This is a genomic window from Kineosporia sp. NBRC 101731 (genome assembly GCF_030269305.1).
Lineage (GTDB): Bacteria > Actinomycetota > Actinomycetes > Actinomycetales > Kineosporiaceae > Kineosporia.
Genome location: NZ_BSTC01000020.1, coordinates 44634 through 69036 on the forward strand (window position 1 = coordinate 44634; position 24403 = coordinate 69036).

At 67.6% G+C, this 24403-nt stretch carries 21 protein-coding genes; 15 read left to right on the forward strand and 6 right to left on the reverse strand.

From position 1 onward, the window contains the following. The first annotated feature begins 17 nt into the window (after positions 1 to 17). The 7 genes from QSK05_RS33210 to QSK05_RS33240 all read left to right on the forward strand — a co-directional run bounded on the left by QSK05_RS33210 (position 18) and on the right by QSK05_RS33240 (position 5125). Positions 18 to 983 carry a hypothetical protein gene (locus QSK05_RS33210; protein WP_285601370.1) on the forward strand — a complete coding sequence of 322 codons (966 nt, stop codon included), beginning with the start codon at positions 18 to 20 and terminating at the stop codon, positions 981 to 983. Positions 984 to 1159: 176 nt separating this feature from the next. After that, the gene (locus tag QSK05_RS33215) at positions 1160 to 1633 is read left to right on the forward strand and encodes a hypothetical protein (RefSeq protein WP_285601371.1); all 474 of its coding nucleotides are present in this window, start codon (positions 1160 to 1162) and stop codon (positions 1631 to 1633) included. A gap of 27 nt (positions 1634 to 1660) precedes the next feature. Next, the gene (locus tag QSK05_RS33220) at positions 1661 to 2089 is read left to right on the forward strand and encodes a hypothetical protein (RefSeq protein ID WP_285601372.1); all 429 of its coding nucleotides are present in this window, start codon (positions 1661 to 1663) and stop codon (positions 2087 to 2089) included. Between the two features lie 60 nt (positions 2090 to 2149). Continuing rightward, positions 2150 to 2710 (forward strand): hypothetical protein, encoded by a 561-nt coding sequence (locus QSK05_RS33225; protein ID WP_285601373.1) that lies wholly within the window; start codon positions 2150 to 2152, stop codon positions 2708 to 2710. A gap of 112 nt (positions 2711 to 2822) precedes the next feature. Further along, positions 2823 to 2963 carry a hypothetical protein gene (locus QSK05_RS33230; protein WP_285601374.1) on the forward strand — a complete coding sequence of 47 codons (141 nt, stop codon included), beginning with the start codon at positions 2823 to 2825 and terminating at the stop codon, positions 2961 to 2963. 706 nt (positions 2964 to 3669) lie between these two features. Next, the gene (locus QSK05_RS33235; RefSeq protein WP_285601375.1) at positions 3670 to 4584 is read left to right on the forward strand and encodes a DUF6414 family protein; all 915 of its coding nucleotides are present in this window, start codon (positions 3670 to 3672) and stop codon (positions 4582 to 4584) included. A 256-nt stretch (positions 4585 to 4840) separates the two neighbouring features. Further along, positions 4841 to 5125, forward strand: coding sequence for a hypothetical protein (locus QSK05_RS33240; RefSeq protein WP_285601376.1), 285 nt, complete (start codon positions 4841 to 4843; stop codon positions 5123 to 5125). Between the two features lie 7 nt (positions 5126 to 5132). On the opposite strand, the gene QSK05_RS33245 is transcribed toward QSK05_RS33240, so the two are convergent. After that, positions 5133 to 5384 carry a hypothetical protein gene (locus tag QSK05_RS33245; RefSeq protein WP_285601377.1) on the reverse strand — a complete coding sequence of 84 codons (252 nt, stop codon included), beginning with the start codon at positions 5382 to 5384 and terminating at the stop codon, positions 5133 to 5135. A 214-nt stretch (positions 5385 to 5598) separates the two neighbouring features. Between QSK05_RS33245 and QSK05_RS36565 the strand changes: the two genes are divergently transcribed. From QSK05_RS36565 to QSK05_RS33260, 4 genes are all read left to right on the forward strand, one after another. After that, positions 5599 to 6051 (forward strand): TRM11 family SAM-dependent methyltransferase, encoded by a 453-nt coding sequence (locus QSK05_RS36565; RefSeq protein ID WP_352303505.1) that lies wholly within the window; start codon positions 5599 to 5601, stop codon positions 6049 to 6051. Positions 6052 to 6315: 264 nt separating this feature from the next. Beyond that, on the forward strand, positions 6316 to 7980 hold the full coding sequence (locus QSK05_RS33250) for a ParB/RepB/Spo0J family partition protein (RefSeq protein ID WP_285601378.1): 1665 nt from the start codon (positions 6316 to 6318) through the stop codon (positions 7978 to 7980). A 95-nt stretch (positions 7981 to 8075) separates the two neighbouring features. Beyond that, positions 8076 to 9116: a DUF4192 domain-containing protein gene (locus QSK05_RS33255; protein ID WP_285601379.1), complete on the forward strand. Its 1041-nt coding sequence runs from the start codon at positions 8076 to 8078 to the stop codon at positions 9114 to 9116. Between the two features lie 185 nt (positions 9117 to 9301). Then, entirely contained in the window at positions 9302 to 10081 is a 780-nt protein-coding gene (locus QSK05_RS33260; protein ID WP_285601380.1) for a hypothetical protein, read from the forward strand. Here QSK05_RS33260 and QSK05_RS33265 read toward each other — a convergent pair. Then, positions 10064 to 10900: a hypothetical protein gene (locus QSK05_RS33265; protein ID WP_285601381.1), complete on the reverse strand. Its 837-nt coding sequence runs from the start codon at positions 10898 to 10900 to the stop codon at positions 10064 to 10066. The genes QSK05_RS33260 and QSK05_RS33265 overlap by 18 nt on opposite strands. 505 nt (positions 10901 to 11405) lie before the next feature. Between QSK05_RS33265 and QSK05_RS33270 the strand changes: the two genes are divergently transcribed. Next, positions 11406 to 12530: a DUF3560 domain-containing protein gene (locus QSK05_RS33270; protein ID WP_285601382.1), complete on the forward strand. Its 1125-nt coding sequence runs from the start codon at positions 11406 to 11408 to the stop codon at positions 12528 to 12530. Positions 12531 to 12648: 118 nt separating this feature from the next. Here the strand turns inward: QSK05_RS33270 and QSK05_RS33275 are convergent, their stop codons facing one another. After that, entirely contained in the window at positions 12649 to 13632 is a 984-nt protein-coding gene (locus QSK05_RS33275) for a GNAT family N-acetyltransferase (RefSeq protein ID WP_285601383.1), read from the reverse strand. Positions 13633 to 14342: 710 nt separating this feature from the next. Between QSK05_RS33275 and QSK05_RS33280 the strand changes: the two genes are divergently transcribed. Together QSK05_RS33280 and QSK05_RS33285 are read left to right on the forward strand one after the other, a co-directional pair. Then, positions 14343 to 14768: a single-stranded DNA-binding protein gene (locus tag QSK05_RS33280; RefSeq protein WP_285601384.1), complete on the forward strand. Its 426-nt coding sequence runs from the start codon at positions 14343 to 14345 to the stop codon at positions 14766 to 14768. Between the two features lie 119 nt (positions 14769 to 14887). Beyond that, entirely contained in the window at positions 14888 to 15652 is a 765-nt protein-coding gene (locus tag QSK05_RS33285) for a type IV toxin-antitoxin system YeeU family antitoxin (RefSeq protein ID WP_285601385.1), read from the forward strand. A gap of 150 nt (positions 15653 to 15802) precedes the next feature. Here the strand turns inward: QSK05_RS33285 and QSK05_RS33290 are convergent, their stop codons facing one another. After that, positions 15803 to 16384, reverse strand: a complete 582-nt coding sequence (locus QSK05_RS33290) for a hypothetical protein (protein WP_285601386.1) — start codon at positions 16382 to 16384, stop codon at positions 15803 to 15805. Positions 16385 to 17053: 669 nt separating this feature from the next. On the opposite strand from QSK05_RS33290, the gene mobF reads away from it, so the two are divergent. After that, positions 17054 to 22246, forward strand: coding sequence for a MobF family relaxase (mobF, locus tag QSK05_RS33295; RefSeq protein WP_285601387.1), 5193 nt, complete (start codon positions 17054 to 17056; stop codon positions 22244 to 22246). A 62-nt stretch (positions 22247 to 22308) separates the two neighbouring features. On the opposite strand, the gene QSK05_RS33300 is transcribed toward mobF, so the two are convergent. Continuing rightward, positions 22309 to 22923, reverse strand: coding sequence for a P-loop nucleotide/nucleoside kinase family protein (locus QSK05_RS33300; protein ID WP_285601388.1), 615 nt, complete (start codon positions 22921 to 22923; stop codon positions 22309 to 22311). Positions 22924 to 22926: 3 nt separating this feature from the next. Beyond that, positions 22927 to 24228: a methyltransferase, FxLD system gene (fxlM, locus tag QSK05_RS33305; protein WP_285601389.1), complete on the reverse strand. Its 1302-nt coding sequence runs from the start codon at positions 24226 to 24228 to the stop codon at positions 22927 to 22929. Positions 24229 to 24403: the final 175 nt, after the last annotated feature.

Consider the following 24403-nt stretch of genomic DNA (forward strand, 5'->3'; position numbering starts at 1 on the left):
GACAAGGACCTCTTCCCATGAGCATCCAGATCCCTTCGACGGTCAGCGATCTCGTCGTCCCGGTTCCCGAGCCGGACGCCTCACACACGACGATCCCTCTGGAGCCGGCCGACGACCTGGAGTGCGGGGCGCACTCCTTCGCCCGGGATATCGCGGCGCACCTGCACCGGCTGATCCGTGAGCCCGTTACCGGCATCAGCTACCGCCTCAACCCCTGGCACCGCCGCCTCTGCCCGGCCGCGTCCTTCACCGACATCACCATCGCCGGGCACCAGGTCCGCATCACGGCCTGGACCTCCTACGCCAACCGCCACTACGACGACACCACCTACGCCATCACCCTCGACGGCCAGGCGCTGCCCTTCCGGCGCCTGCCCGTGGACGACCTGGCCGCCCAGCTGGCCCGCACCATCTGGCTGCACCACCTCGACCTACCCGGCCACGAGCACCCCCACCCATCGCAGAACGAAACCCCCGGCACCGTGCCGGGCACCACCCCGACCGCCGAGCCGGAAGCAGCTCCTGGACCTGCCGCCGATCCTGAAACCGATCTCCAACAGCGCCTCTTGGACGCGGTGACCGCTCTGGTGCGGCAGTTCGTTCCGCAGGCGGCCCGGATCTACCTGCAGACCAGTGACACCCTGGGCGAGGGCTTCTTCCTGACCGATGTCGACACGCACTCAGGACGGTCCCTGACTGCGCTCGACCCGCAGCTGTTGGACCGGCTCAGCGACGACCTGTGGCGCTACCTCAACCCACTGGCCTGGGACGGCGTCGCGGACGAGGATGACTACGGGGTAGCGCGGCTGGTCCTTCCTGACACCCCGGTCCCAGACCGGACCGTGTGGTTCTGCATGACCTGCGGATACGAATCCGACCAGCTCAGCGCGGACCGCGATCGAGCGCATGTGCGTTTCGACGGCGCCCACCCGGCTGCCTGGTACACGCAAGCAGATCTGACCGGCCGCCCAGCCACTGAATGACCTCCATTGGAGGCAGTAAGCCGCACCCACGCGCCAGTGGGTGCGGCTCAGCCCCCTCAACTACCAACAGCACCCGCACGTCTTGGCACGTCTTGGCACGTCTCAGTTCGTCCGAAACGCTCTCCACAGAAAGGTTTCCCCTCATGAAATCCGCCGACGTGGACCTGGTAGTCCTAATGAAGATGCAGCACCGGTACGACAACGTCCACCAGATCGTGGCCCAGATCGGCTACCAGGACACCAGCGGATGGTGGCAGAGCACCACGTTCGGGTGGTCACAGCCCGGCAGCCAGTACGCCGACTTCGCCATCACCGCCTACGCCGACCCCACCCGGCCGTGCCCCTGGGGCTTCACTCACGCCTTCAGCCCCCACCAGATCGAACTGGCCCAGGCCGAATCCATCCTCAAGGTCCTGCGCAAGATCAAACGCGGACTCGACCGAGCCGACACCGACCGCGGCTACGTCCCCGAAGGCCATTTCCACGACTACATCATCCGTATCACCACGGCCCTGGGCCTGGATGACTACCGCGTGCCCATCGTCCCGGCCGAGCGGACCCCTGCCGGGCCCCAGTTCCGCCGGGTCACCGGCGCCGGCCTTCAGCACTGGATCCACGAACAAGTCCGCACGCTCACCCCCACTCACTGACCCCTGCACTTCACCTGAGGAGAACCCATGTCATTCACCCCCGAGAACGCAACTGAACTGGACCGCCTCAAGGCGGATTTCACCGCCACAGGCGAACGGAGCATCGAAGTGGCCGACCGCATCGACGAACCGCGCCCCCTACACGACAGCATCCCCCTGGTGCTGGTCCACAGCGACCCGGCTACCGACTTCACCTTGATCGGGCCGATCACGGCGAACGACCCCCGCATCGAGGAGTACATCGACACGCACCTGCGCGACACCCCCTGGTGGTACGTGCCTTTGCAGCCGGTTCCCACGCCGCAGAGCATGCACGAGTTCACTGTGCGGATCACCCAACCGGACGGCAGCGCCGATCGGGTCTGGGCCGCACTGCACGAGGCCGTCGCCGGGCTGATCGACACCCTCGATGCAGCACGGGTGAGCGTCGGGTACTCACCGATCCTCGCCGACTGAACGCCGCACGCCTCACGATCACGGCAAGCCTCATTCCAGCCCGCGTCCGGAAGGAAAACCATGACCAGCAACATCATTCACCTCTCCCGTTGGGGTGGCCGCCGCTCACTGTGCGGCAAGGAAGACCACGTTTGGGTCGCGAACGTCCCAAGCCTGACCACCTGCAAGTCGTGCCTCCGCTCGCTGGCCTGGTTGCAGGCCAACGAAGCCGAGCAGAAGCACTGGGCCGATCTGCAGCAGATGTACGACGCCTACGCGCAGGTCAAAGCCGACTGGGCCAAAGCCCAGCAGGCGACCTGCCGCACCTGCGACACGTACCAGGACAGCCAGGCCGGTGCCGCACCGTGCCAACAGGCCGACCAGGGCGGTCCTCACGACTGGGACATGCACCTCATGCAGCCGCCGCCCACCTATCCCACCAAGGCCATCGATGTGCAGCTGCGGCTCACTGTTCCTAACGATGGCTATGACTACTTCGTGGACGTGGCCGGGCGCCTGGAGCAAGTGGCCACGCTGATGACGCTGCACCCGGGCGTCAGCGCCGTCGAGACCAACGGTCCATCCGGATCGGGATATATCCCGGCCTCTGGCGAGCGCGACATCATCCCGAGCCAGAACTAAATCTTCAGGATCATGCCGACTGGGCCGCCCGTAGCGGGCCGAGCTACGGGCGTTGGCCCGGGGCCGGAGCAGGAGCAGGAGGAGGGGGCAGCGTCGCCTCGGGCGGGTCTCCGTGGGCATCGCACAGGCGCTGGGCCATCTCGATGATCTCGTGCCAGTGCTGGTGGACCAGGGCGGCAGCCTCGGCCCGCAGAGCGTCTCCTGCGCGGCCAGCCCGGTGTGGGCCAGCTCCTGCTGGACCGTGGGTTCGTGATCGGAGTACAGCAACTGGGCGCTGGCCTGGTTGGGGGGGTGGGCTGACCGATCGCGGCCAGCCACCGCAGAAGGGGCAGGCTGCGCGGCCATCTGGGAGACGATGTACTGCCGGTCGGTGTCCGGCCCCCGGGAGATCGACAGCGTGTACGACCTGTCGAGCGCAGCCCCGACCCGCAGGCGGGTGATGGTGAAGTTCAGCCGCAGGCTGATGACGGCCACGGCCGCCGCCATCACGGTGATCAGCGTCGTATGCCGTTCGTGTGCGCCCGCCGGTGACAGCACGCTCGCCGGCCAGGACACCGCGAAGGGCTCCGGGCCCGGCACACGGGTGCGCTCACCCTCGGCCGTCAGCTCGTGCAGGGACACCGCGGTACCAGGCAGTTCCCCACCAGCGTCGCCCAGCTGCTGGGCGATCTGGACCACGTCGTCCCAGTGCTGGCCGATGACGGCATCGGCCTGCGCCCGAGGTGGCGTGCGGATAGTCCTGCCGGCGGCCGCCAGGGCTTTGATCGCATCGACTTCGTCCTGCGCGAGCCGATTTCGAGGGTGACCAGGTTCTCGCCGCTGGCCAGGCCCGAGTGCAACAGCCACCGCAGCACTGCCGGGCGACCGGCCAGCGCAATCGCGGCCAGGTCCACAGCGGCGCAGCCGGGCTGCAGGCGCCGCGTGTCTTGTCGTTCCTCTAGGGCCACCGGAGTGCTCGGATGGAGCGGCTGACTGACCGGTGTCGGCAAAGACCTGGATCCACCGCCGGTGCTGAGATGATGCTGGGCATGGCGCTGCGGTCACCGATCTTCCTGGACGTTGAGACTCTCCTCTCCCAAGCCGAATACAACGATGTCGAGGTCCCTCGACAAGCTGAGATCGTCGCTCGGACAGTCAGCAAACGATCTGGTGGCGGCAAGATTGGCGTGTTCGGTGTGGGAAATCTTGATGCAGCGCTCGGAACTGATGTCGAATATCAGTCCACGTACAGTCTGGCCCCCCGCGAAAAAGCAACCGTCAGCAAGGTCATCGATTCTTTAATCCGGGAAGGTGCCGTTATCGTTGATCCTGACGAAAACTCAGTACTGGCCAGAGATTCCCTACTCGAGATTGAAGGCCAGGCCCGCATTACAGCCGCGAGCCTGGCCGGCAAAATGTTTTTCATTTTTCGAAGGTTGATGGATACTGCAGACGGAGACCTAGACACCGTTTTGGATCTGGAAATACAAGACCCTCGCGTCGTTGAGCAACTGAAACAAGTCTACCTGCGCAATGAATTGATCCCCATTCCGATATTGCTCGAACTGTCCGGATCAAAACTTCCGCAGAAGGTATACATCAACGTCCGTCCCGACCATTTCATCGATGTCGCGTCAGCCAATCGCGTTGAGAACGAATTTCGCATCTTTGGTTCAATCTCGCGGATCATCGCAGGCGGAGACGAAGGTTTCGCTAGCGCCGAGGAATGGCTACTTCACGACTGGGAACATCTCATGCGTCGCAAACTAATGCCCCATGTCGGGGACGTCGTGAAAGATATGGTCGAACAGTTAGAGCTGGAACTGCCTGCGAGCGACGTGCATGAGTACATTGCGGGACCAGCAATTATTGTAGATGCCATCGCCATCTACTGATGAGACCACGCGCTTCTGTCGGCAAGGAAACTTTCGCTGGCCGATGCGCTGTTGCGTGACGGTCTACACAGGGAGTCGCCGAGACCAGTGGGATAGCTGTGACCAGTGCTGCGACTGTCTAAAACCATCGGATGATATCTGCGTTCTGACTGGCCAAGAGCTGCTTCAACTGTCTAGGGTTGACGGCGAAAGCGGCTAGGGGGAACACTTTCAGTCCACTTATACATGCATGCTGGCAAGAGAGCGGATCATCCCCATGACCGAGATTGAAGATATGGCCCGCCTGGCAAGAGCGCTCATTACTGCTTCAGTGGAAGTACTTGAGGGACAGATGGGCGACGAAGCACTGTCCACCATGATCACCGCAGGTATCGATCAGATCCGTATCGATCCGCAGAGACTCGTGAAAGTCCTCGCCCTCGAGACGGCCGCCTTCGTCACTGGATTAGCCGAATCCCAGGACGAACCGGCCTCAAATGTGCTCGAAAGATGGGGCATCATGTCGGCACGGCAGGAAAGCGGCCTCGACCCCGAAGCTTGAGGCAGGCTCAGTCCGCCAGCGACACACCCGGCTTTACCTGGGCCACCACCCAACGGCCATCTTCGCCGCCGGTGTCATTGATAGCTACCACTTTGTTGTCCTTGACCAGGACATCAACGGCAGCGGCGACCTCGGAGCGGCTCGTCCCAGTGAGTTCCTCCAACTCGGACTCAAAATGGCCGCCACCCGATTTATCAGGATTAAGCTCAGCCCCAAACAGGATTTCGCGGATCGATTCCACAAGCTCATTCAGATTCATGATCGAGAGCATAGGAAGCAGCCCGAGCCGCAGAGCCACGACACGCGCAAGCTCAGCCGATCTTCCTCAGTGTAGACCCGTACCAGACCGGCACTGTTCCCCCGCCGTCCCTCACCTGCTACGGAAATCTCGCCCCAGTGAGACTTGGTTTTAGACGCGAATCCCCGCGTTGAGAGCTTCTGTCAGCTTCTTGCGTGTTCGCAGAGTCTGACAAGTGAGGTCTGGAAGCGTCAGTACGCTCGCTCCTTTCGGGGGCCAGACCGAGCATGAGCAACCCGAAATCTTCCAAGGGTGCCGATCGCCCGCGTCCGAAGAGTTCGGCTCTCAAACCCAGCGGGCCTTGGCCACGCACGCAGTGGCAGCGTATAGCCGGCCCGGTGATCTGGTCCTGGATCCGATGTGCGGTGTCTGCACGACGCTGGTCGAAGCTGTTCATCAGGGGCGGGATGCCATCGGCATCGACCTGGAAGCTCCTTTCACGTCCATAGCCCGGGCGAACCTCTGTCTTTCGGCCAAGCAGCAGGCGTCCGGGACGGACAGGGTCTTCACCGGGGACGCCACGCGCATGCTCGACCTTCTGCCGCCGGCCTGGGCACGGCATCCGCGCCATCAAGAGGACCGCGACACCGAGAGCCGTCGGCAGGCATGCCAGGCGCGGTCGCCATGAACGCCAGCGCCCCTCATCGGTCTCCGGGCCGGGCGGGGCTGGGGTCGTGCGCGTTCTGCCGGCGAAGGCTCGCCCCGTGCACGGTGGCCGGGCAAGGGGCGCTGAGCATCGTGTCTCGCAACAGCGGCTCGCCCCGACGCTCAGCGTGTTTCCCCTTGGCCCTTTCCCACCGGTACGGGGCGTGGGCGCCTCCGGTCAGAACGCACCCCACGGACCCCAGGTCCGCGGCGGTGCGCCAACCCGATCGAAGGGAAACCCGTCGTCATGAGCACGTTCGCCGACATCAGCCCTCACCAGCTGATCCCCAACGACCGCAACCGCGTCATCGCTGACGCCGCGATCGAGCAGATGGCCGCGTCCATCTCCGCCCTCGGCATCCTCCAGACCCTGCTGGTCGTGCCCATCACCGAGGCCAGCCAGGCCAATCCCGGCGCCGACGAAACCGAAACCCCGGAAGGCGTTCCTGGTCCCGAGGCGGAGCAGTTCTGGCGGATCATCGCCGGGCACACCCGCCACGCCGCCGCACTGCTCCTGGACCTGCCCGACGTGCCGTGCCTGATCGCCCAGGACACCGGCGAGGCGACCGAGCTCCTGCGGATGCTCGGCGAGAACCTCAACCGCCAGGGCCTGAGCGTCCTGGAAGAGGCCGACTACTACCGCCAGCTCGCCCTGTTGGACGTGAGCCCGGAGCAGATCGAAAGTGTCCTGGCCTTGCCGGCCGAGCGGATCCGCTCCCGCCTGGCCCTGAACGATCTACCCGAAGTCGCTCGCGCCCACGCCGCCACCGCCGTGGAAGCCGGCACGCTGGACCTGACCCAGATCGCCGCCCTGAACTCCTTCGCCGACGACGACAAGGCCATGACCCGGCTCCTGAAGAAGGACCACTCCACCTGGGGCTTCGCCCACGCCCTGGCCGAGGAAACCCGCAGACGCGAACGCCGCGAGACGATCACCCGGCTCAAGGCCGAACTCACCCTGGCCGGCGTCAAGATCGTCACCACCCCGAAGAACTGGCCCTACACCTCCCGCGAGGCCGAAGCCTCCACCCTCCTGGACACCAACGGCGACCCCCTGGACCCCGAGCAGGTGAAGGCCAAGTCGGGGTTCGCGGCATTCATCAACACCGATTACACGCCCCGGGTGGTCGTCATCTGCCTGGACCCCGAAGCGTCCGGGTACACCCGCACCCAGCACACCCGGTACGTGCCCGACGCCGAACGCGAAGCCCGGGCCGCAGCCGACCGCGAACGCGTCGCCTACCAGGAGGCCCTGGTCGATGCCGCTGCGGTGCGCCGACGGTTCCTACACGAGAAGTACGCCACCGCCAAGACCGCCAAAAGACTGTTCCCCCAGGCCCTGCGGTTCCTGGCCGGACGGCCGGAGAAGGCCCGCATCAACACCCCTCAGTACACGGACCTGGCGCTGAGCCTGGCCGGCATTCCGGCCACACTGGCCGGTCTGGAGGAAGCAGCCTCCGGGGCCGGGACGGACCGATTGCAGCGGATCGTGGTAGCCCGCTGGCTGACCACCTCCGAAACCAACCTGGACTCCCTCGCCGGGCAGCGCTGGGACACCGACCCCGCCGCCGGCCTGGCCTACCTGGACCGGCTCACCGCCGCCGGTTACGAGCTGTCCGAGGCCGAGCAGCGCCTGCACACCGACATTACCCAGCTCATCAGCGACACCGCTGAAGAGGACGCCGACGACGCCGACGACGAAGAGACGGACGAGGACGACGACGAGGACGCGGAAGGGGAGGCCGGCGGCGAAGCCGCTGCCCTGGAGCCGCAGACGCAGGAGGCTTCGGAGCCCGAGATGACCTCATCCGATCTTGGTGACATTGCCGATCTGGCCGCCGAGCTCGAGTCGATGGCACCGGTCGAGGCCGAGCAGGTCTTCGAGGAGTTGGTCGGCGCTTCGCAGGACTGACCGAACCAGGTGGGCCCGCAGCCGTGCAGGCTGCGGGCCCACCTGCATTTTCTCCTCACCCCGTTGTACGTATTGCAGTGAAAGGACTTTCATCGATGAGCGCCGAGAATGCCTCACGACCTAAGCCGTCGCCGGCCGGGCCTCCTGGCCCCGTGCCACGTATTCGCCTGAGCGATCCTGCGGCGTTGGTGCATGCTGTGCCGCTCATCCTCGGGGTTCAGCACCTGAGCGATGATCTGGTGCTGCTGGCCACCCAGGAAGGCACGACCGTCCTGACGGCCCGGATCGATCTGAATGCTGTGGCCGAGCAAGTGGTGTGGGCCTCGATCCGGCACGCCCTGACCAAGGCCGCAGCCGAGCAAGTCCATCTGGTCGCGTTCCCGCACGAACCCGTAACCGATCAGGTGCTGGAATCCCTGCACCGCGACCTGGTGCACCTGGCCGCGACCGCTCCAGCCTGGCTGACCATCGGATGGGTGATCACCAGCGCGCACGGACAATGGTGGCTGCACGATCTGAACGGTTCCGCGCCCCTCGGGGCAGGCAGCGCGGGACGTGAGGATCCACCGGTGACGCTGGCGCTGAAGCTAGCCCGGGGTGTCCCGGCCGGATCCCATCAAGAGGTCGAGGCCGCTACCGCACCACACCCATCGGCCGTCCTGGACGGTGTGCGGCAGGCGCTGGCCGCGCTGCCGCAGGGTCGTCTGCGCTCGGTGCGCCGGGTCGCTGCCGGTGAGGCTCTGTCCGTGCGCAGGGAACGCCCGGTGCAGTGGGGTGCGGTGGAGGCAGCTGGTGTCCTGGATGCGCTGATGGATGTTCAGGTCCGCGATGAACTGGTGATCCGCTCGGATGAAGCCCACACCAGCTGGACCTGGAGCAGTCTGCTGCCGTTCGCGCCACCGGCATGGGTGGCGCCGGTGGCCACGCTGGCCGCGTTCGCGGCCTACCAGCATGGGCACAGCATCCTGGCCCGCGTCTCCCTCGCGCGCGCCTTGGACGCCGATCCCGAATACACGCTCGCCCGCCTGCTGCAGCAAGCAATGCAGATGGCGATGAGCCCTCAGGACATCCGCCAGCACATCCTGGCTCCCGCCCACGACAAGCTCAGCCCGGCATCCGAAAACGGTTCGCTGTAGCGGCTGGTGAGGAGGTGTGCCCTCTGCCCGCCTATGAACCGGGGCCAGCAGAGGGTGCACCGCGACCAGCGATCGACCCACAGCTTGTACCTGCCCGAATAAACCGGTTTGTGTGATGGTGAGGAATGCATACGGCTGCGTCAGGTTGGTGCGGGCCCCTTCAGTCGGAGCTCGCGGCATCGTGGGTGGAAGCGTTCGGCACCAACGTCGGCTGGGCTATCGCCCTGGTCGCAGTGTTCTTCGTGTCCAAGACGTGGAGGAGCACCCGAGCGCAACTGGCCGAGGCGCAGCAGCAGACCGAACACGCACGCCAGCAGGCGCAGGCGGCCATCGGCCAGTTGAGCCTGGAGAAGGATCGAGATGAGCAAGCCCGTCAGGCTCAGGACCGTGGGCAAGCCGACCAGGTGTCCGCGTGGATGAGGAAGACGAGGGTCAAGCGCGCCTTGGTCCGTCGCGCCGCAGGCGAGATTCGTGTGGTGAACCAGAGCACCCAGCCGGTGTACGCCTTCGAGGCCTATCTCATCGCGGGAGACAGGCGGTGGGCACGACCCGATCGCCCTCTTGACCTGAACCGGGTCATGCTGGCCCCGGCCGTGCGCGGGCAGAACGCATCATTCACCGTTGCCCTGGACCAGCGAGACATCGAAAGATTTGACGCAGCACAGGCGGCCAACCTGCCCTTCGGCATCAGTTTCACCTTCACCGACATGCACGGTCAGGGCTGGACCCGGCAGTGGAACGGCGAACTGATCAAGGGTCGCGATCAATTCACGAGCACAGCTGCACCAGCCAGCGCCCCCACTGCTGAAGCGGACACACACCGCCCTCCCACCGAAAGGGCTGACACGAGACCGCTACCGGCCCATCAGCGACCGGCACCGATGCGCGGCAGGTGCCCGCTGGCACTGCACCGTCGAATCTCCGTCGCTCTGATGGCCGGCGCCGCTTCAGTCGATCGGCGGTAGTAAAACCGTCCCGCGCGCCAAGGCATCGACGCGAGGGTGCGTTCGGGAAAAGTCGAGGCTGGGATCGTCTTCCATCAGCGCGGCGATGAGGGTCATCGCGTGGTGCGCGAACACCAGGGCTCCGTGTTCGGTGATGAACCGCAGGTCGTCGTAGGCCAGCACCTGGTCCAGGATGTGCGTCCACTGCGGGTGCAACTGCCAGGTGACGCGCAGGCTCTCGTCGTAGGCGAACTCCACGTCTGCCGAAGGGATCGCTCCCGGTGGGACAGCAGCCACTGCGGGCACGGAGTAGAGGGTGTCGCGGTAGGCGCGACGCAGGATCGTCAGGTTCTGCACGATGCTGGCATCGATGACGAGGCCGGGCACCGGCACGAGCAGGACCATGTGCCCGTCGGTCATTCCCGGATCGCTGACAGTGGGCGGCGTCTGACCGGTCCCGGTGTCGGTGACCTGCCAGGCCCGCCCGCTGGTGCCGGGGACCAGCTCGTACACCGAGGCCGTAGCAGCGACGGGCTGCGCATCGATGCCCAGGTGCCGCAGGGCGCCGCAGAGCTGGTGGGCGACGATCACGCAGGTACCCAGCGGCGCCCTGCTCGCGAGCTGGTGCCAGATCCCCACGACCGCGTAGATCGGGATCTGCGGGCCAGGGCAGTCTCCGAGCCAGTTCAGCAGAGGGCTTTCCTCGTAGAACGGCATGTAGTCCGGATCGAACGGCCCGCCAGCACCGATGCGGCTGCGCGCTGCATGCACTCGCGCGGTACGGGCCGAGCCCGACCGTGAGTCAGCGGGCTTCTTGCGCGGTCGCTTCTTCGGGCTCACCGCGTTCCTCCCCAGGCATGACCGACCGCTGACAACGCGTTCTTACCGAGGCCGGGCACCCGCCGTTTGCCGTGACCGCTCACGATCGAACCTGCTGCGCCATGCCGGTCGGCGCATGCTTTCCAGGCGCCCGCATCCGCAGCCCTCTTTTGGGTCAGCTGGACTACTCCCGAGCAGACCTAGGCAAAGCGTAGCTACCCGTATGCGTTCCGTCCGCGGTATCTCCTGTAGTCCCTGCCGGGATCACGCGGCTGGTGGGGCTTTGGGTGCCGCTGGGGCCGGTGCTGGCCTTTGAGGCTGGCCTCGCGGCTGGGCCGGTCAAGTCCACCCGCCGGGCGTCGGGCCCGGCTGAAAGCGGCCGGGCCCTTTCAGACGCCCGGGGCGGGTGTTCTTGACCGGCCGGTGGCCTGGCGAGGCCGTGACGCCTCGGCCAGCTCCGGCCGGCGCAGCGGCACCCCGCAGCGCCCATGGCCGGACCCCTCTCGTCAGGTCCAGGAGTCCGCTCATGCCCACCCCGCACAGTCCGTCCACGACGCCCACCCCGCCGTCCTGCCCGGGGACCGGCCAGACCGCCCCACACGAGCAACCCGCCCAGAGCGAGCAGGAGGCTCCGGCGGCGCGCCCGTGGTACCTGGACGTCGACGGCGATTGGGTCGCCGTGACCGGCACCCTCAAAGGCGACCCGCTCATCCCGATCCTGCTCCCGCGCCCGTGGGTGTGGTCGCGCTCCGCCGCCGGCTACGTCCTGCCGCGCTCACTCAAGCCCTGGACGCGTCAGACCCGCATCCAGGAGTTCCTGCGTGCTGCCGGGGACAACGGCGTCATGGTCGAGGTCGAGGACACCGGGGCGGTTCTGAGCGAGGCCGAACGCCGCCAGGGCCGTGACCAGCGCCTGGACATCAGGGCCGACCGGCACGAGCACGCCGCGGAAAAGGCCACCGCGAGCGCGGATGCCGATCATGCCGCGAGCCGGCGGATCAGTGACGGCTATCCGATGGGTCAGCCGATCCTCATCGGTCATCGCAGCGAAGGACGCCACCGACGCGACCTGGAGCGCCGGGATCGTCTGGACACGCGCAGCATGGAGGCCCGGCGTGAGGCGCGGGTGCGCTCACGGCTGGCCGCTGAGATCCGCCGCATCCAGGAGCAGGGCGAGAGCCCGGTGACCATCGGCCTGCGCATCGAACGGCACCAGGCCGAGATCCGCGTCATCGAACGGCGCCTGGCCCAGCACGAACAAGCCGTTGGACCCGAGAGCCCGGCCCTGGCCGAGCGCACGGGCCTGCGGCCGATGAGTGACACCTACGTGGAGCGCAGCACTGCCGAGCGGGAGCGTCTTCTGGAGGCGGTGGATCTGGACCGGGGGGTCCTGGCCGCGCTGGAGGCGGAGGGCTCGCTGGTGGTCTATGGGCCGCACAACGTGAACGTGGGGGACTTCGTGTTCGGCGCGGGGCTGTGGCATGTGGTCCGCAAGGTCAACAAGAAGACCGTCGGCGTCCCCTCGATGGTCGGCGGGGACTGGCTCGACAAGCTGCCCTTCGTCAAGATCACCCAGCACCGCCGACCCACCGACAACGCCCCAGCCGCCCAGGACACGAAGGACACCGCACCCCCCGCACAGGAAGACTGAACAGCTCACCGCCCCGGGCATTCACACGCCCGGGGCGAGACGTCCCTCCGGCCGTCCGATCAAAACGGGCGCGACCCGTCGCACAGGCTCACGCCACGGCATCGGTGAGGGACGCCGGTCAGCAGGTGCCGGGATGTTCTGCGGGCTGGTGGTGCCGGGTGCCCAGGCGGCGTGCGCCCAAGCGGGCGTGGAGCCGGTCAGCAGGGCCACCGAGCACGGTCTGCAGAAGCTCGTACTCAGCGCCGTGCTGGCGCGCCCACGCGGTCACGGCGTGACGCAGGTCCTCACCGAAGCCGTGGCCACGTGCCTCCGGCAAGACGCCCAGGTACTGCGGGAGCAGACGAGGTCGCCCGCGGGCATCGGCGCGGATCTGCAAGGGGCCGGTGGCTGCGACCACCCGGTGCTCGTGCACGCGGATCAGAATCGGTCCGAGGTCACGCTCGCGCAGCTGGCCCCGGACGAACCCCCAGCCATCAGCGTGCATGCGCTCAGCGAAGTCAGCGAACGAGTGCACCAGCGGACCGAAACACTCACCCAGCACATGGACGCCGGGCACCCGCACGTCCGATGCATCCGTACCAGTTGCGGCGGCGAAGTCGTACAGCCAGATCCGCACCGCGTGCGCGCCGCCCCCGATGCTCTCGGTTGCCCCGGAACGCAGCACCACCCGATGCACCGGCGTGCCAGGGTGCTCGGCGCGCAGGTCGGCGGCCAGGCGACGGATCTCGGCGTGGTCGGTGCCGTAGCAGTACAGCGTGATGCGCGGATGTGGCCGGCGGGCCAGGGTCGGGATGACGACCCCGCCACCGTGCTGGCCGTGCTCGCCGTGCTGGCAAGCCTGATCGAAGATGCCGGTGGCCAGGGTGGCGCCGATGATGTGCTCGTCCTTGACCCTCGACCAGCGGGCATCCTTGTCGTAGGGCAGGACCTGGCCCGTGCCCGCCACCGAGAACACATCCCGGATCAGGCCGGCGGCATCCTCGCCCGGATGAACCGGCCCCAGCGTCGGGACGTACGGCACACCCGAAGGGCCGGTGAACCAGGCCGGGCAGATCAGCTCGGCCCCCACAGGTCCCGGCACGCCACACCGATCGCTGCTCATCGCGGACCAGCATCCCACCGACCGCGCCGCCCGTGTCAGCGGACAGCACCCAGCCCGAGCCAGCCCAACGCAGGTCAGGCGGAGGACGTTCACCACATGCGATCTCGACCGCAGACCAAGGCCCTCGCGGCGATGTACGGTGCGGGGCCATCGCGGCACATCCGCTCGCGCCCGCGAACCTGGCCCCATCGCCTTTCCGATCCCGGCCCGCGAGCTGTCGATCGTCAGCACAGGTGAACCTGCCGACGGATTCCCTCGTCCCCGACCGCATCCCTGCGGGCTGGCTCCTTCTCGGCCCGGTCCATGAACGCGGACCGATGTTCACGGCCTGCGTGGACTGAGGCCGACACTCCCGCGACGCACTTGAAGACTGCTGGACGGGTTTCCGGTCGGCGCGGATGGACACCGGTGGCGGTCAACCCATCTGGCGTCGGGTGCGTGCTGGTGGGTGTTGCTCTCGGTGTCAGCACCCAGGCATGGACCACCCCACGGACGTCACGCGCAAGGGCCGCCCGACATCCCGGCCGACGGCTCCGCTGCGCTCCGCCTTGTATCGAGCCGGGATCTCGTTCTTCCTCCCTTGACGCGCGCGCCCTTGGGCAGTCCCGACCGGCACTTGCCACCGCGGCACCACCGCCCGGCGCCACCGGCGCCCGGACAGGCGGGCCGCACCCCGAGCGCATCAGCGCAAGCACCGGAGGACACCGATCATGCTGTTCAACTTCGTCATCGAGGGAAACATCGCCCAGGCCCCCGAGCTTCGCTTCACCGACTCCGGTGTCGCGGTCTGCAACCTGCGCCTGATGTACAACGGCCGCTACCGCAACAACGCCGGCCAGTGGGTCGACGGGCGCACCGTCGCCATCGACCTGACCTGCTGGCGCCAGCTCGCCGAGCGCGCCGCCGAACTGAAGAAGGGCGACACGATCATCGCCGAGATCGGCGACGACCTGCGCGCCGAGTCCCGCAACAACTACACCACCCTGCGCGCGACCGCCCAGAACGTCTCGGTCTCGATGCGCTGGCACCCCGCCGCGAGCCTGCGCGAAGCCCGGCCCACCAGCGAGCAGCGCCCGCACCTGAGCGAGGTCCCCGCCGACGGCGGCTACTCCACCGGCATCCCGCAGCCCGCCTGAACCACCCGCAGGTGCTCGGGTCGGCCCCTCCAACGGGGCCGACCCGGGCACCACTCGCCCCCGCATCGTCCCCTGATCCATCCGGGCCCCGGCCTGTCACTTCCAGGAGCACCCCCCACATGTCTGTCACCGCGCGGTTCGCGCTCAAGAACGTCGCCCCCGACAACGCCCTGTCCATCTGGGGCGCCCGCCTCAACGTCGACCGCACCGGCTACGTCGACCTGCCACCGGACCGCTTCGGCTCCGACGACGGCCCCTACAGCGCCGCCCTCACCAACTTGATCAACTGGCGGTACCCGATCGATGCCATGCGCGAGAGCGTCAGCCATCTGCTGACCGAGGGCACCCTCAGCCCGGCCGAGTCGCGTGACGTGATCCTGTACCTCGACGAGCAGCTCACGGTCCACGCCGACTCGCGGTCCTCCCACGGCTACGTCTACATCACCGCGTGGCTCACCCAGGCCCGCACCACTCTGATCCTGGACCCCGGTACCGTCAGCCCGGCCGAGCTCGCGGCCGAAACCCTGCGAAACATCAAGGCATACCCGTCCATCGCGTCCCTGATGGCCGAGCGGCCCGATCTGGCGCACAGCTTCCAGCGTCTGTCCACGGACAAGGCGATCGCGTCCCGGTCCTGGGATCGGTGGGCCCGGGAAGCAGCCGGCCTGGTGTTCCAGGACTGCCCCGACACCACCACGCCCGTCCTGCCGGTCGATCCGACCAAGACCCACCACGCCAGCCCTTCGGGCTACGGCGTGCGCTGCATGGAGTACCAGTTGCCCATCTTCACCTCACCCACCTCCCGGGCCCTGGTCCTGAAACAGCGCAGCGACTGGAACATCGACTGCCCCTGGTGCCTGCAGACCAAACCCGACTGGACCTGAACTCCACCCCGAACATCAGTGAGTGCCCGGACCCTGACGGGTCCGGGCACTCACGGTTTTGCCTGATCGCTCCTCACCGCGCCAGGGCCGCGTCGTTGTTGCTCAGTGCGCTTGGCAAAACGGTTGCGCCGGGGGCAACACTCGTATTAGTCAGGGCGTTTCCGGCCGCACCCCGGCCCCTCTCGATGAGTCCAGGGACTCCGACGTTTCCGGGGCGGTGGGTGCGGCCGTCGGCTGGCTGGGCGCTGTCGCGCGACGGCGGGGGCCGCTCAAGCGCCGACCGTCCGTGTGGGTCTCCAGGATCTCGCGCAGTGCCACCGCCCCCAGGCCCGTGAGCTCCCGCAAGCTCACGGCCGTTTCGCCGAGCTCGTGCAGCCGTGCAACCGCCAGGTGCATGTCGTGACGCGGCTGCTCGCAGCGTTCCTGCGCCTGGGTCATGATCTGCTGTGCGCGTTCGGTCGCCGCCCGCATGATGACCTCGCTCTCACCCTGGGCCTGGTAAAAGTTCGCCAGCGCTGCCTCCACCTCCGCCTCACGCTGGAACACGCGGGCATCCCGGGCCATCTTCGCCGCCCGAGCCCGCCGCACCGCCGCGAACCGGACCACCCCACGCCCCCCACGCTTGCGAGCGCTCCCTCCGGACGCCGTCGCCGGTGTCCGCTCCTGCCCCGTCCCACCCGTCGTGTTCTCCTGCGTCGCCGAACCGGTCTGCGCGTTCTTCTGTGTCGTCATGCCCAGCACGATCCTTGCCGAGTGCGTCTGCCGGGAAATCACGTCCCCCATCACACAAGTTCGCAACACCTCCAGCACGAACAAAACCAGAGTGACCGACGTGCAACACATCTGCAGCCGCACCTCAGATAACTCAACCGCCGCCCAGGCCGGCAGCCCCATCCCGACTCGACGATCGATGTCCCTCCGCCTTCCGGCCCATCACCTTCAGGTCAGAACAGGAAAAGCGCGAGACACCTCTTGCATGAACAGGTCCGATCAGCGAACCTGAATCCACCAAAAGCATTGACAAAGGGGCTGTTTCGTGACGTTAGGGAGTGCGCTGGGCCGTCGGGATTCAGTCGCGTCCGCCAGCGTCCGAGACGGTTCACAGCTTCGCCCAACAGGTTTCGTGGTGCAGGTTCTTGTGGGTGGTCTGGTGGCGGGCCGCGCAGCTTGTGGGGGCCGCTTCTCACGCCTCAAGAGCCCTGTCGGGTCCCTACGGGACGGCCTGCGGCCGCTCTTGACCCGCGAGCCTCGGCGGCTCCCACGGCCAGCCTGTAACGGTCAGGCCGGGGGCCTGACCGCAGTGCGCGCGGCCCACCACCAGCCCACACGACCAGACCAGAAACGCCCCTCACGACGGCTCATAGATGCTTGGAGTGGTGGTGTTGGCCGTAGCGCACGCCCATGCCCTCACCGGCAGCTCCCGGCGCCAGTTCGGGGGTGGTCGACGTGGTGATGACCATTGCGAAACTGACCGCCGGGGACGGCTACCAGTACCTGATGCGCGACATCGCCGTCCTCGCGAACGACCCCAGAGCCACGCCTCAGCCCGGCCAGGACGTCAGCGCCTACTACACGGCCGAGGGCAATCCGCCCGGCGTCTGGATCGGGCGCGGACGCCACCTTCTGGACCTGCAACCGCGCGCGGGGCAGTCCGCTCGCATCGTGGAAGCCGAGCACATGCAGGCCCTGTTCGGGTCCGGGCTTCACCCCGACGCCGAAGCTCGCATTGCCGCCTATCAGCGCCAGCACATCACTCCCGGCATGAGCCCCGCCGAAGTGGAGAAGGTCAACGCTGACGCCCTGCGCAGCGTCACCCTGGGACGCCCGTTCGCCGCCTACAAGGCCCTGCCGCCCTTCAAAGAACGCGTCCACGAACGCCTGAGCCAGATCATCGAGGAAACCGGCCGCCTCCCCAGACCGGCCGAGGAGAAACGGATCCGGGCCGAGGAAGCCCGACGCAAGCACGGCTCCGTGGCCGGGTATGACCTGGTGTTCGCGCCCGTGAAATCGGCCGCCTTACTGTGGGCGCTGGACGAACGACAGTGGGTGCAGGACGCCGTCATCGCCGCCCACCACGAGGCCAAGGACGCCACCCTGGCCATGCTGGAACAGCACGCCGCGTTCACCCGCACCGGCACCAACGGCGTCGCCCAGATCGAGACCAAGGGCCTGATCGGCGTGTCCTTCGACCACTGGGACTCGCGCGACGGGGACCCAAACCCTCACACCCATGTGGCGATTTCGAACAAGGTCCAGGGTGTGGACGGGATCTGGCGGACCCTGGACGGCAGGGCGCTGTACCGGCTCACCGTCGCCGCGTCCGAGCACTACAACACCGCCTTTCAGGTCGCCCTGACTGCCAAGACCGGGGTGAGGTTCGAGGCCAAGGACATGGGCCGGGGCAAGCAGCCGGTCTACGAGATCGCCGGCATCGCCCCGGCGCTGATCAAGGACTTCTCCCGCCGCCGCAGCGCCCTCACAGCCCGCTACGACGAACTCACCAGCGCCTACCGCGCCGAGCACGGACACGACCCCTCAGCCGCCGTCGCGCACAAACTCGCGCGCCGCGCCAACCTCGACACCCGCCAGGAAAAGCAGCCCCCCCGCTCCGTGGCCGCCATGCGCGCCACCTGGACGCAGCAAGCCATCACCCGCCACGGACCCGGAACCATCCGTCAGGTCATGGCTGTTGTCCCAGATCCTGAACGCCGGTCTACCGCGGCCGGTCGGCAGCCGGTTCAGGCGGTGTCAGTGCAGGAATTAGCGGCCCAGGCTGTCGCGAACGTGGCACAGAAGCGCTCCACCTGGACGGTCTGGAACGTGCGCGCCGAGGCCGAACGCCTCGTCAAGATCGCTGTCGCACAGCAACAGCCCATCACCGGAATCACCGCCAGCTCAGACCCTGAACCCGAACAAAGCCCCCTCGTCATCAGTTCCCTGACCGAACACCAGGCCGCAGTCACTGCCGTGGTCAAGCGGGCCGTTTCCCCGTCCGTGAGCATCAGCATCGAAGCGCCCGCCCTGCTCGCCGAACCGGACTCCCTTCAGCGCTCGGACGGGGTCTCGGTGTTCGTGCAGCACGCCGCCGACCGCTACACCAGCCAGGCCCTCCTGGACGCCGAACAGCGCCTCCTGCACGCAGCAAGCACCCCCGCAGCCGACCCCGCCAACATTCCTCCCCAGACACGCCCCGACGCCGTCCCGACCAGCGGAACCAGTGTCGCCGGGACGCCGTCCACGGCGTGGGTCAACGCCACCCTGGACGGGTTCGAAGCCGTCCACGGCCGCACCCTGGACACCGGGCAACGCGCCCTGGTCACCGCCTTCGCCACCGACGAACGACTCCTGAGCGTGGGAATCGGCGCCGCCGGAACCGGCAAGACCACCGCCATGCTCGCCTACCTGCACACCCTCACCGCACAACAGCGCAGGCTCATCCCTCTGGCCACGTCTGCAGCGTCGGCGTCTGTGCTGGCCGGGGATCTGAACACCCCAGCCGAGAACGTGCACAAGTTCCTGCACGAGCACCTGAACGGGCCCCACAGCCGCGACCTGGAGACCGGCCACACCGATCACCTGCCCGAGAACGTCCGCCAGCTGAGCGTGCGGCGCGGTGACGTCATCCTGGTCGACGAGGCCGGGATGGCCGGCACGTTCACCCTGGACCGGATCACCGCCATCGCCGCCCACCACGGCGCCACCGTCCGCCTAATCGGCGACTACCGGCAACTGTCCGCCGTCGAATCCGGCGGCGCCCTACGCCTGATCGCCTCCGAGGCCGGAGCGGTCGAACTGTCCACGCTGCACCGCTTCCGCGACCAGGACGAAGCCGCAGCCACCCTGCAGATCCGCACCGGTGACACCACCGGACTGGCGTTCTACGAGAGCCGGGACCGCATTCACGGCGGTTCGATCCAGGCCATGACCGATGCCGCCTACAGCGGCTGGTGGACCGACGTTCAAGCCGGGAAGATCTCCGTGATGACGGCCGCGTCGAATGCCGACGTCACCGCCCTGTCCGGCCGGGCCCGCGCCGACCGCGTCACCGCCGGACAGGTCGAAGCCAACGGCATCAGCCTGCACGACGGCAACACCGCCGGGGCCGGGGACTGGATCGTCACCCGCCACAACTCCCGGCGCCTGGCCACCCGCCAGGGCCGCGATTTCGTCCGCAACGGCGACGCCTGGCGCGTCCTGTACCGCCACGACGACGGCTCCCTTCAGGTCGGCCACCTGGAGCACGGTGGCCAGGTCCGCCTTCCGTCCGCGTACGTGAGCCAGCATGTCGAGCTGCTGTACGCGTCCACGGTGCACCGCACGCAGGGCTCCACCGTCGACACCACTCACGCCCTGATCAGCGCCGGGATGCTGCGCGAACACCTCTACGTGGCGCTGACCCGCGCCGCGATCGCCAGCCACCTGTACGTGGCCACCCACCATCTCCTGCCGGTGGATGAGGACCACCGCACCGATGCCGCCGCGCACGACCCCAACGCCCGCGCGGCCATCGAAGTCCTGCACGGCGTCCTGGGGATGGAAGGGGCCGAGCGCTCCGCCACCCAGGCCATCCGCGAGGCCCAGGCCGACAGCGAATCCCTGGCCACTCTGCTGCCCCGTTACGTGCACGCGGTCGAACGGGCCACCGCGGCAGAGCACCGCCGCCACCTGCGGGACCTGCTGGGGCAGGACGCTGCCGGTCCGTTGCTGAACGACCCGGCCTGGCCCGACGCCGCCCGCGCCCTACACGCCGCCACCGCGGCCGGATGGAACGCCGAGCACCTCCTGAAGGTGGTGACCGACGACGCCACCTGGGACCACACGGTCACCGTCCCCAGCCGCCCCCTGGGCGCCACCTCACCCTCCACAACCCCAGCCCACAGCACGGTGGAGATGACGGCGCCGACCCGGGCCCACGTGTTGGCCGACCGGATCACCACCCTCACCGCTGAGCACTACTCGCCTGCACCGCTGGCCCAGCCCACGCCCCAGGACGTGGCCCGGTACGCGCACCTCATCGCCGACATCACCGGCATCACCGCTGCATCGGGCAGGGATCTGGACCCGGCTACTGCACTGAACCGGCCAGCCGACCTGGGTCCGTTCGCGCTGATCCGCCGCCCGGAACCCGTCGCCAGCCGCGCCGCCTACAGCGGGCTCCTCGGCCCGGCGATCGGGTCGCGCCTGGCGCAGCAGGCCACCCGCGAACCCGCCTGGCCCGCCGTCCAGGCCGCCCTGAGCCGCCTCGATGACGCAGGACACGACCCCGCCGCCGTCTTGCGTCAGGTCAGCAACCGCAACGGCCTGACCGGCTCCCGCAGCATCAGCAGCGTCCTGGCCTGGCGCCTGGGCCACTACGCCCACACCCACCCCGCCACGACCCCTACCGCCCCCGAAACCACAACCTCAGCAACCACGACCGACACGGCCGCGCAGGCCTGGCCCCAGCTCGCATGGCTCCTCAAAGCCCAGGAAAACCAGGGCATCGACATCCACCAGATCCTGCCCACCCGCGAACAGACCACACAGCCATCCGCCGCACCGACCACCCTCACCAACCTGACCACCCACGTCCGCCGGCACGCCACCACCAGCACCCAGCTCACCCCCACCGAGCCCGGTCTGCCGCCCTGGACCCCCGCCATCCCAGCCAACGACGCCTACGCACGCGCCGCCGCCGACCAGCTCCGGGCCCGGGTCGCTCAGCTCACCGACCACGCCATCGCCACTCAACCCGCCTGGCTTCAGACCCTCGGCACCACCCCTGCCGACCCCGCCCAGCGCGATACCTGGATCCAGAACGTGGCCGTCGTGGCGGCCTTCCGCGACCAGCACCAGATCACCGACGACGAACCCCACCGGCCTCTTGGCCCGTACCTCGAAACCACCAACCCAGGCCACCAGGCGTACTGGCACGCCGCCCACGCCGCCCACCAGAACAGCCACCCCATCAGCGATACCGTCGGGCCCAAGGCACAGTCCGCGACCTCGGCACCGGTCGCCGCTGGGCCCAGCGACCAGGTGCGGGCAGACACCCCCATCACCTCTGCAGAAGGCTCACCAATGCCACCGATCCAGCCCGACCCTGCCACCGTCCCGAGCCCTGCCCGCACTCTCGATGCGCACCTGCATCATCAGATCGCCGTCGACACCTACCGCGCCCTGCCCGAGACCGAACGCCTCGCCGTCGGCGCGGGCGTCACCGCCAAACTCGGTCACCTGTGGTTCGGGCCCAACATCAGCCCCGACAGCCAGAACCCAGCCAGCACCCACCCCTCAGGAGCCGACCCGAGCGCCCTAGCCGGCCTGGACACCGCGCTGAGCAGCGCCGTTCACGGCGAGCAGCTACACCTGGTGCTGCAAGAGCGCGGGCACCTCGCCACACCCACCCAGGCCCCAGACACCACGACACGAGCAGGTGCCCTCCAACGCAGCCGGCGTACCTCAGCCCCCCGCACCGAGCGCACCCGCAACCCCCGCCGAGACACCCCCGCCACCCCCAGCCAGACGCCCCAACCCCGACCCAACACCGCCCCCGCACCACTGGTGCTACCCGCCGAACCACAGCGCTACCGCGGCCCACAACCGAGACTATGACCCACGCACCACGGGACCGAGACGGCCAAGATCAGGCCCGAAAGTGCAACGCCAACGCCTGATCACGATGGCGGCGCATGGGAGGTGATCAGAGCCGCGATCTGCTCGCCCAGGTCGTCCGCAGAAACGGCGTCGAAGTCAGTGGTGTCCCAGATCAGCACCGGCCCGGGGACATCGAGCGGCTCGTAGCGTCCGGCGAGCAACTCGGCGCGGAACTCCTGCAGATTGCCCTCGTCGCGGTGGCCAGGGTGCCGTTTGGTCCCGGCCGCTCGCTGGACGAAACGTTGAAGCAAGACCTCGCCCTGGGTGGTGCACTGAACCTGGATCGCCCGGGCTCCGGTGTCGGTCAGCAGCGTGGCGAAGTCGGCGTTGGCATACTCAGGACGGAAGTTTGACTCCGTCACGCATGATGCTCCTGCGCGCAATGTGTCCGCCAGCAGGGCGAACAGGACAGCGACCGATGCGACGCCGAGTTCCCTGGATCGTTGGCGATCCGACCAGCCCAAGGTGTCAAACAGGGACTCTTTGATCGTGTCACGCGAGAACAACGGTAACCGCAGCTGCCGCGCGAGCAGTGTTGCCAGAGTGGTCTTTCCGCTCCCCGGCGGACCGGACACAATGACGACGAGCCCAGCTTGACGCTGCGTCTCCTGAGATGCCTGGGATACCGACGTCATGCGCTATGCCCACACGACATCGATCTCGTTGAGTGGGGTCCTGATCCTGAAAGTGCTGTCGGTTCGGACGGTATGTGGGGTTTCGTCGTTGGGGATGGTGTGTCGCAGTCGGAACGAGGCTGTGCGGGGACGGCATTCGGTGTTCCATGCGTTCAGGGCCGTGATCATCTGCTCGGCCAGCTGCGAGCGGTCCGGTCCGTGTGCGACAACGCCGAAGTCCCAGAGTTTACGTCCTTCAGGGCTCGTGGTCGTTGAGGGGCGCTGTACCAGGTAGGCGATGCTCGTGTCGGTGAAGGTGGCACCCGAGCTGCGGTAGGGACTCTCGGCCAGGAGCCCGTCCTTGACCGCGGACGGATCGTAGATGAGCCGGTTCAGGCCGTTGGGCAGGGTCAGAGTCAGGTATAGCTCCATCCACTCTGGCGATTCCATGCCCTCCACCCGCACGTCGGTCCAGACCTGGGCACGAGGGCCCGTCAGGACGCCCGTGAACGCGTTGGCATCCAGGTCATGCTCCGGGTGGGTCTGCAGGGCCACGCGTCCATCCTCGGTCAGGGGGACGGGAATCTGGGCGTCGTCCGCGACGCCCTTGCGCAGAGGCATGAACGTGTTCATCTCGCTGCTCACCGATACCCAGGAGCCTGCTCGTGCGGGATCACGTTCCCAGGCGAGGGAGCGGCAGACGCTACCGCGCAAACGCTGCGGGGTGAGTAGCCTGCCGCCCTCAGCGAGCTGGTCGAACCACGCGCGGGGTACGCCATGGGCGCCCACCGTGGCAACGATCCGGTCGTAGGGCGCCCCCGCGAGGTGACCGAGGGCGCCATCGCCCATGACCACGCTGACGTTGCTGAATCCGGCTGCGGTGAGATGTGTTCGGGCCTGGTCCACGAGATCGTCGTCCACGTCCACCGTTGTCACCAGCCCTTCCGGGCCGGCCAGGAAGGCCAGGAGGCCGGCGTTGTACCCGGTGCCAGTTCCCAGTTCGAGAATGCGATGGGCGGGCTGGACGTCAAGTTGTTCGAGCATCTGCGCGACGATGGCCGGGTGCGAGGCGCAGCTGATCACCCGCCCCTGCGAGTCCTGCTTGATCGCGACGGTGTCCTGCGCATACGCCGCCTCCAGCGAAGCCCCGGGAACGAACAGATGCCGAGGAACAGTCCGCATAGCCCGCTCGACAGTTGCTGATGTCAGCCAGCTCTCCTGGATGAGCTGAGACACCAGCGCACCACGAAGCCCTTCGCTTTCCCGATCACCTCCTGCTGACGGGTCAGACCCCGGTGCCGTGCAGGAGGTTTCGACGGGAAGCATGAGTAGGCCCTTCTCAGCGATTAACCCTGGCAGGAAACAGTTTTTGTTGGTCTTAACCTACTGGGCCCTGCGTACCGCTTCCGGGCAAGGCCGCTTCCGCAACGGGTCCAGACCAGCGAAATCCGCAGCGGTCACGCCGCCGTACCGGTAGGTCGCGTGTGTCCCGGTGCGCTGA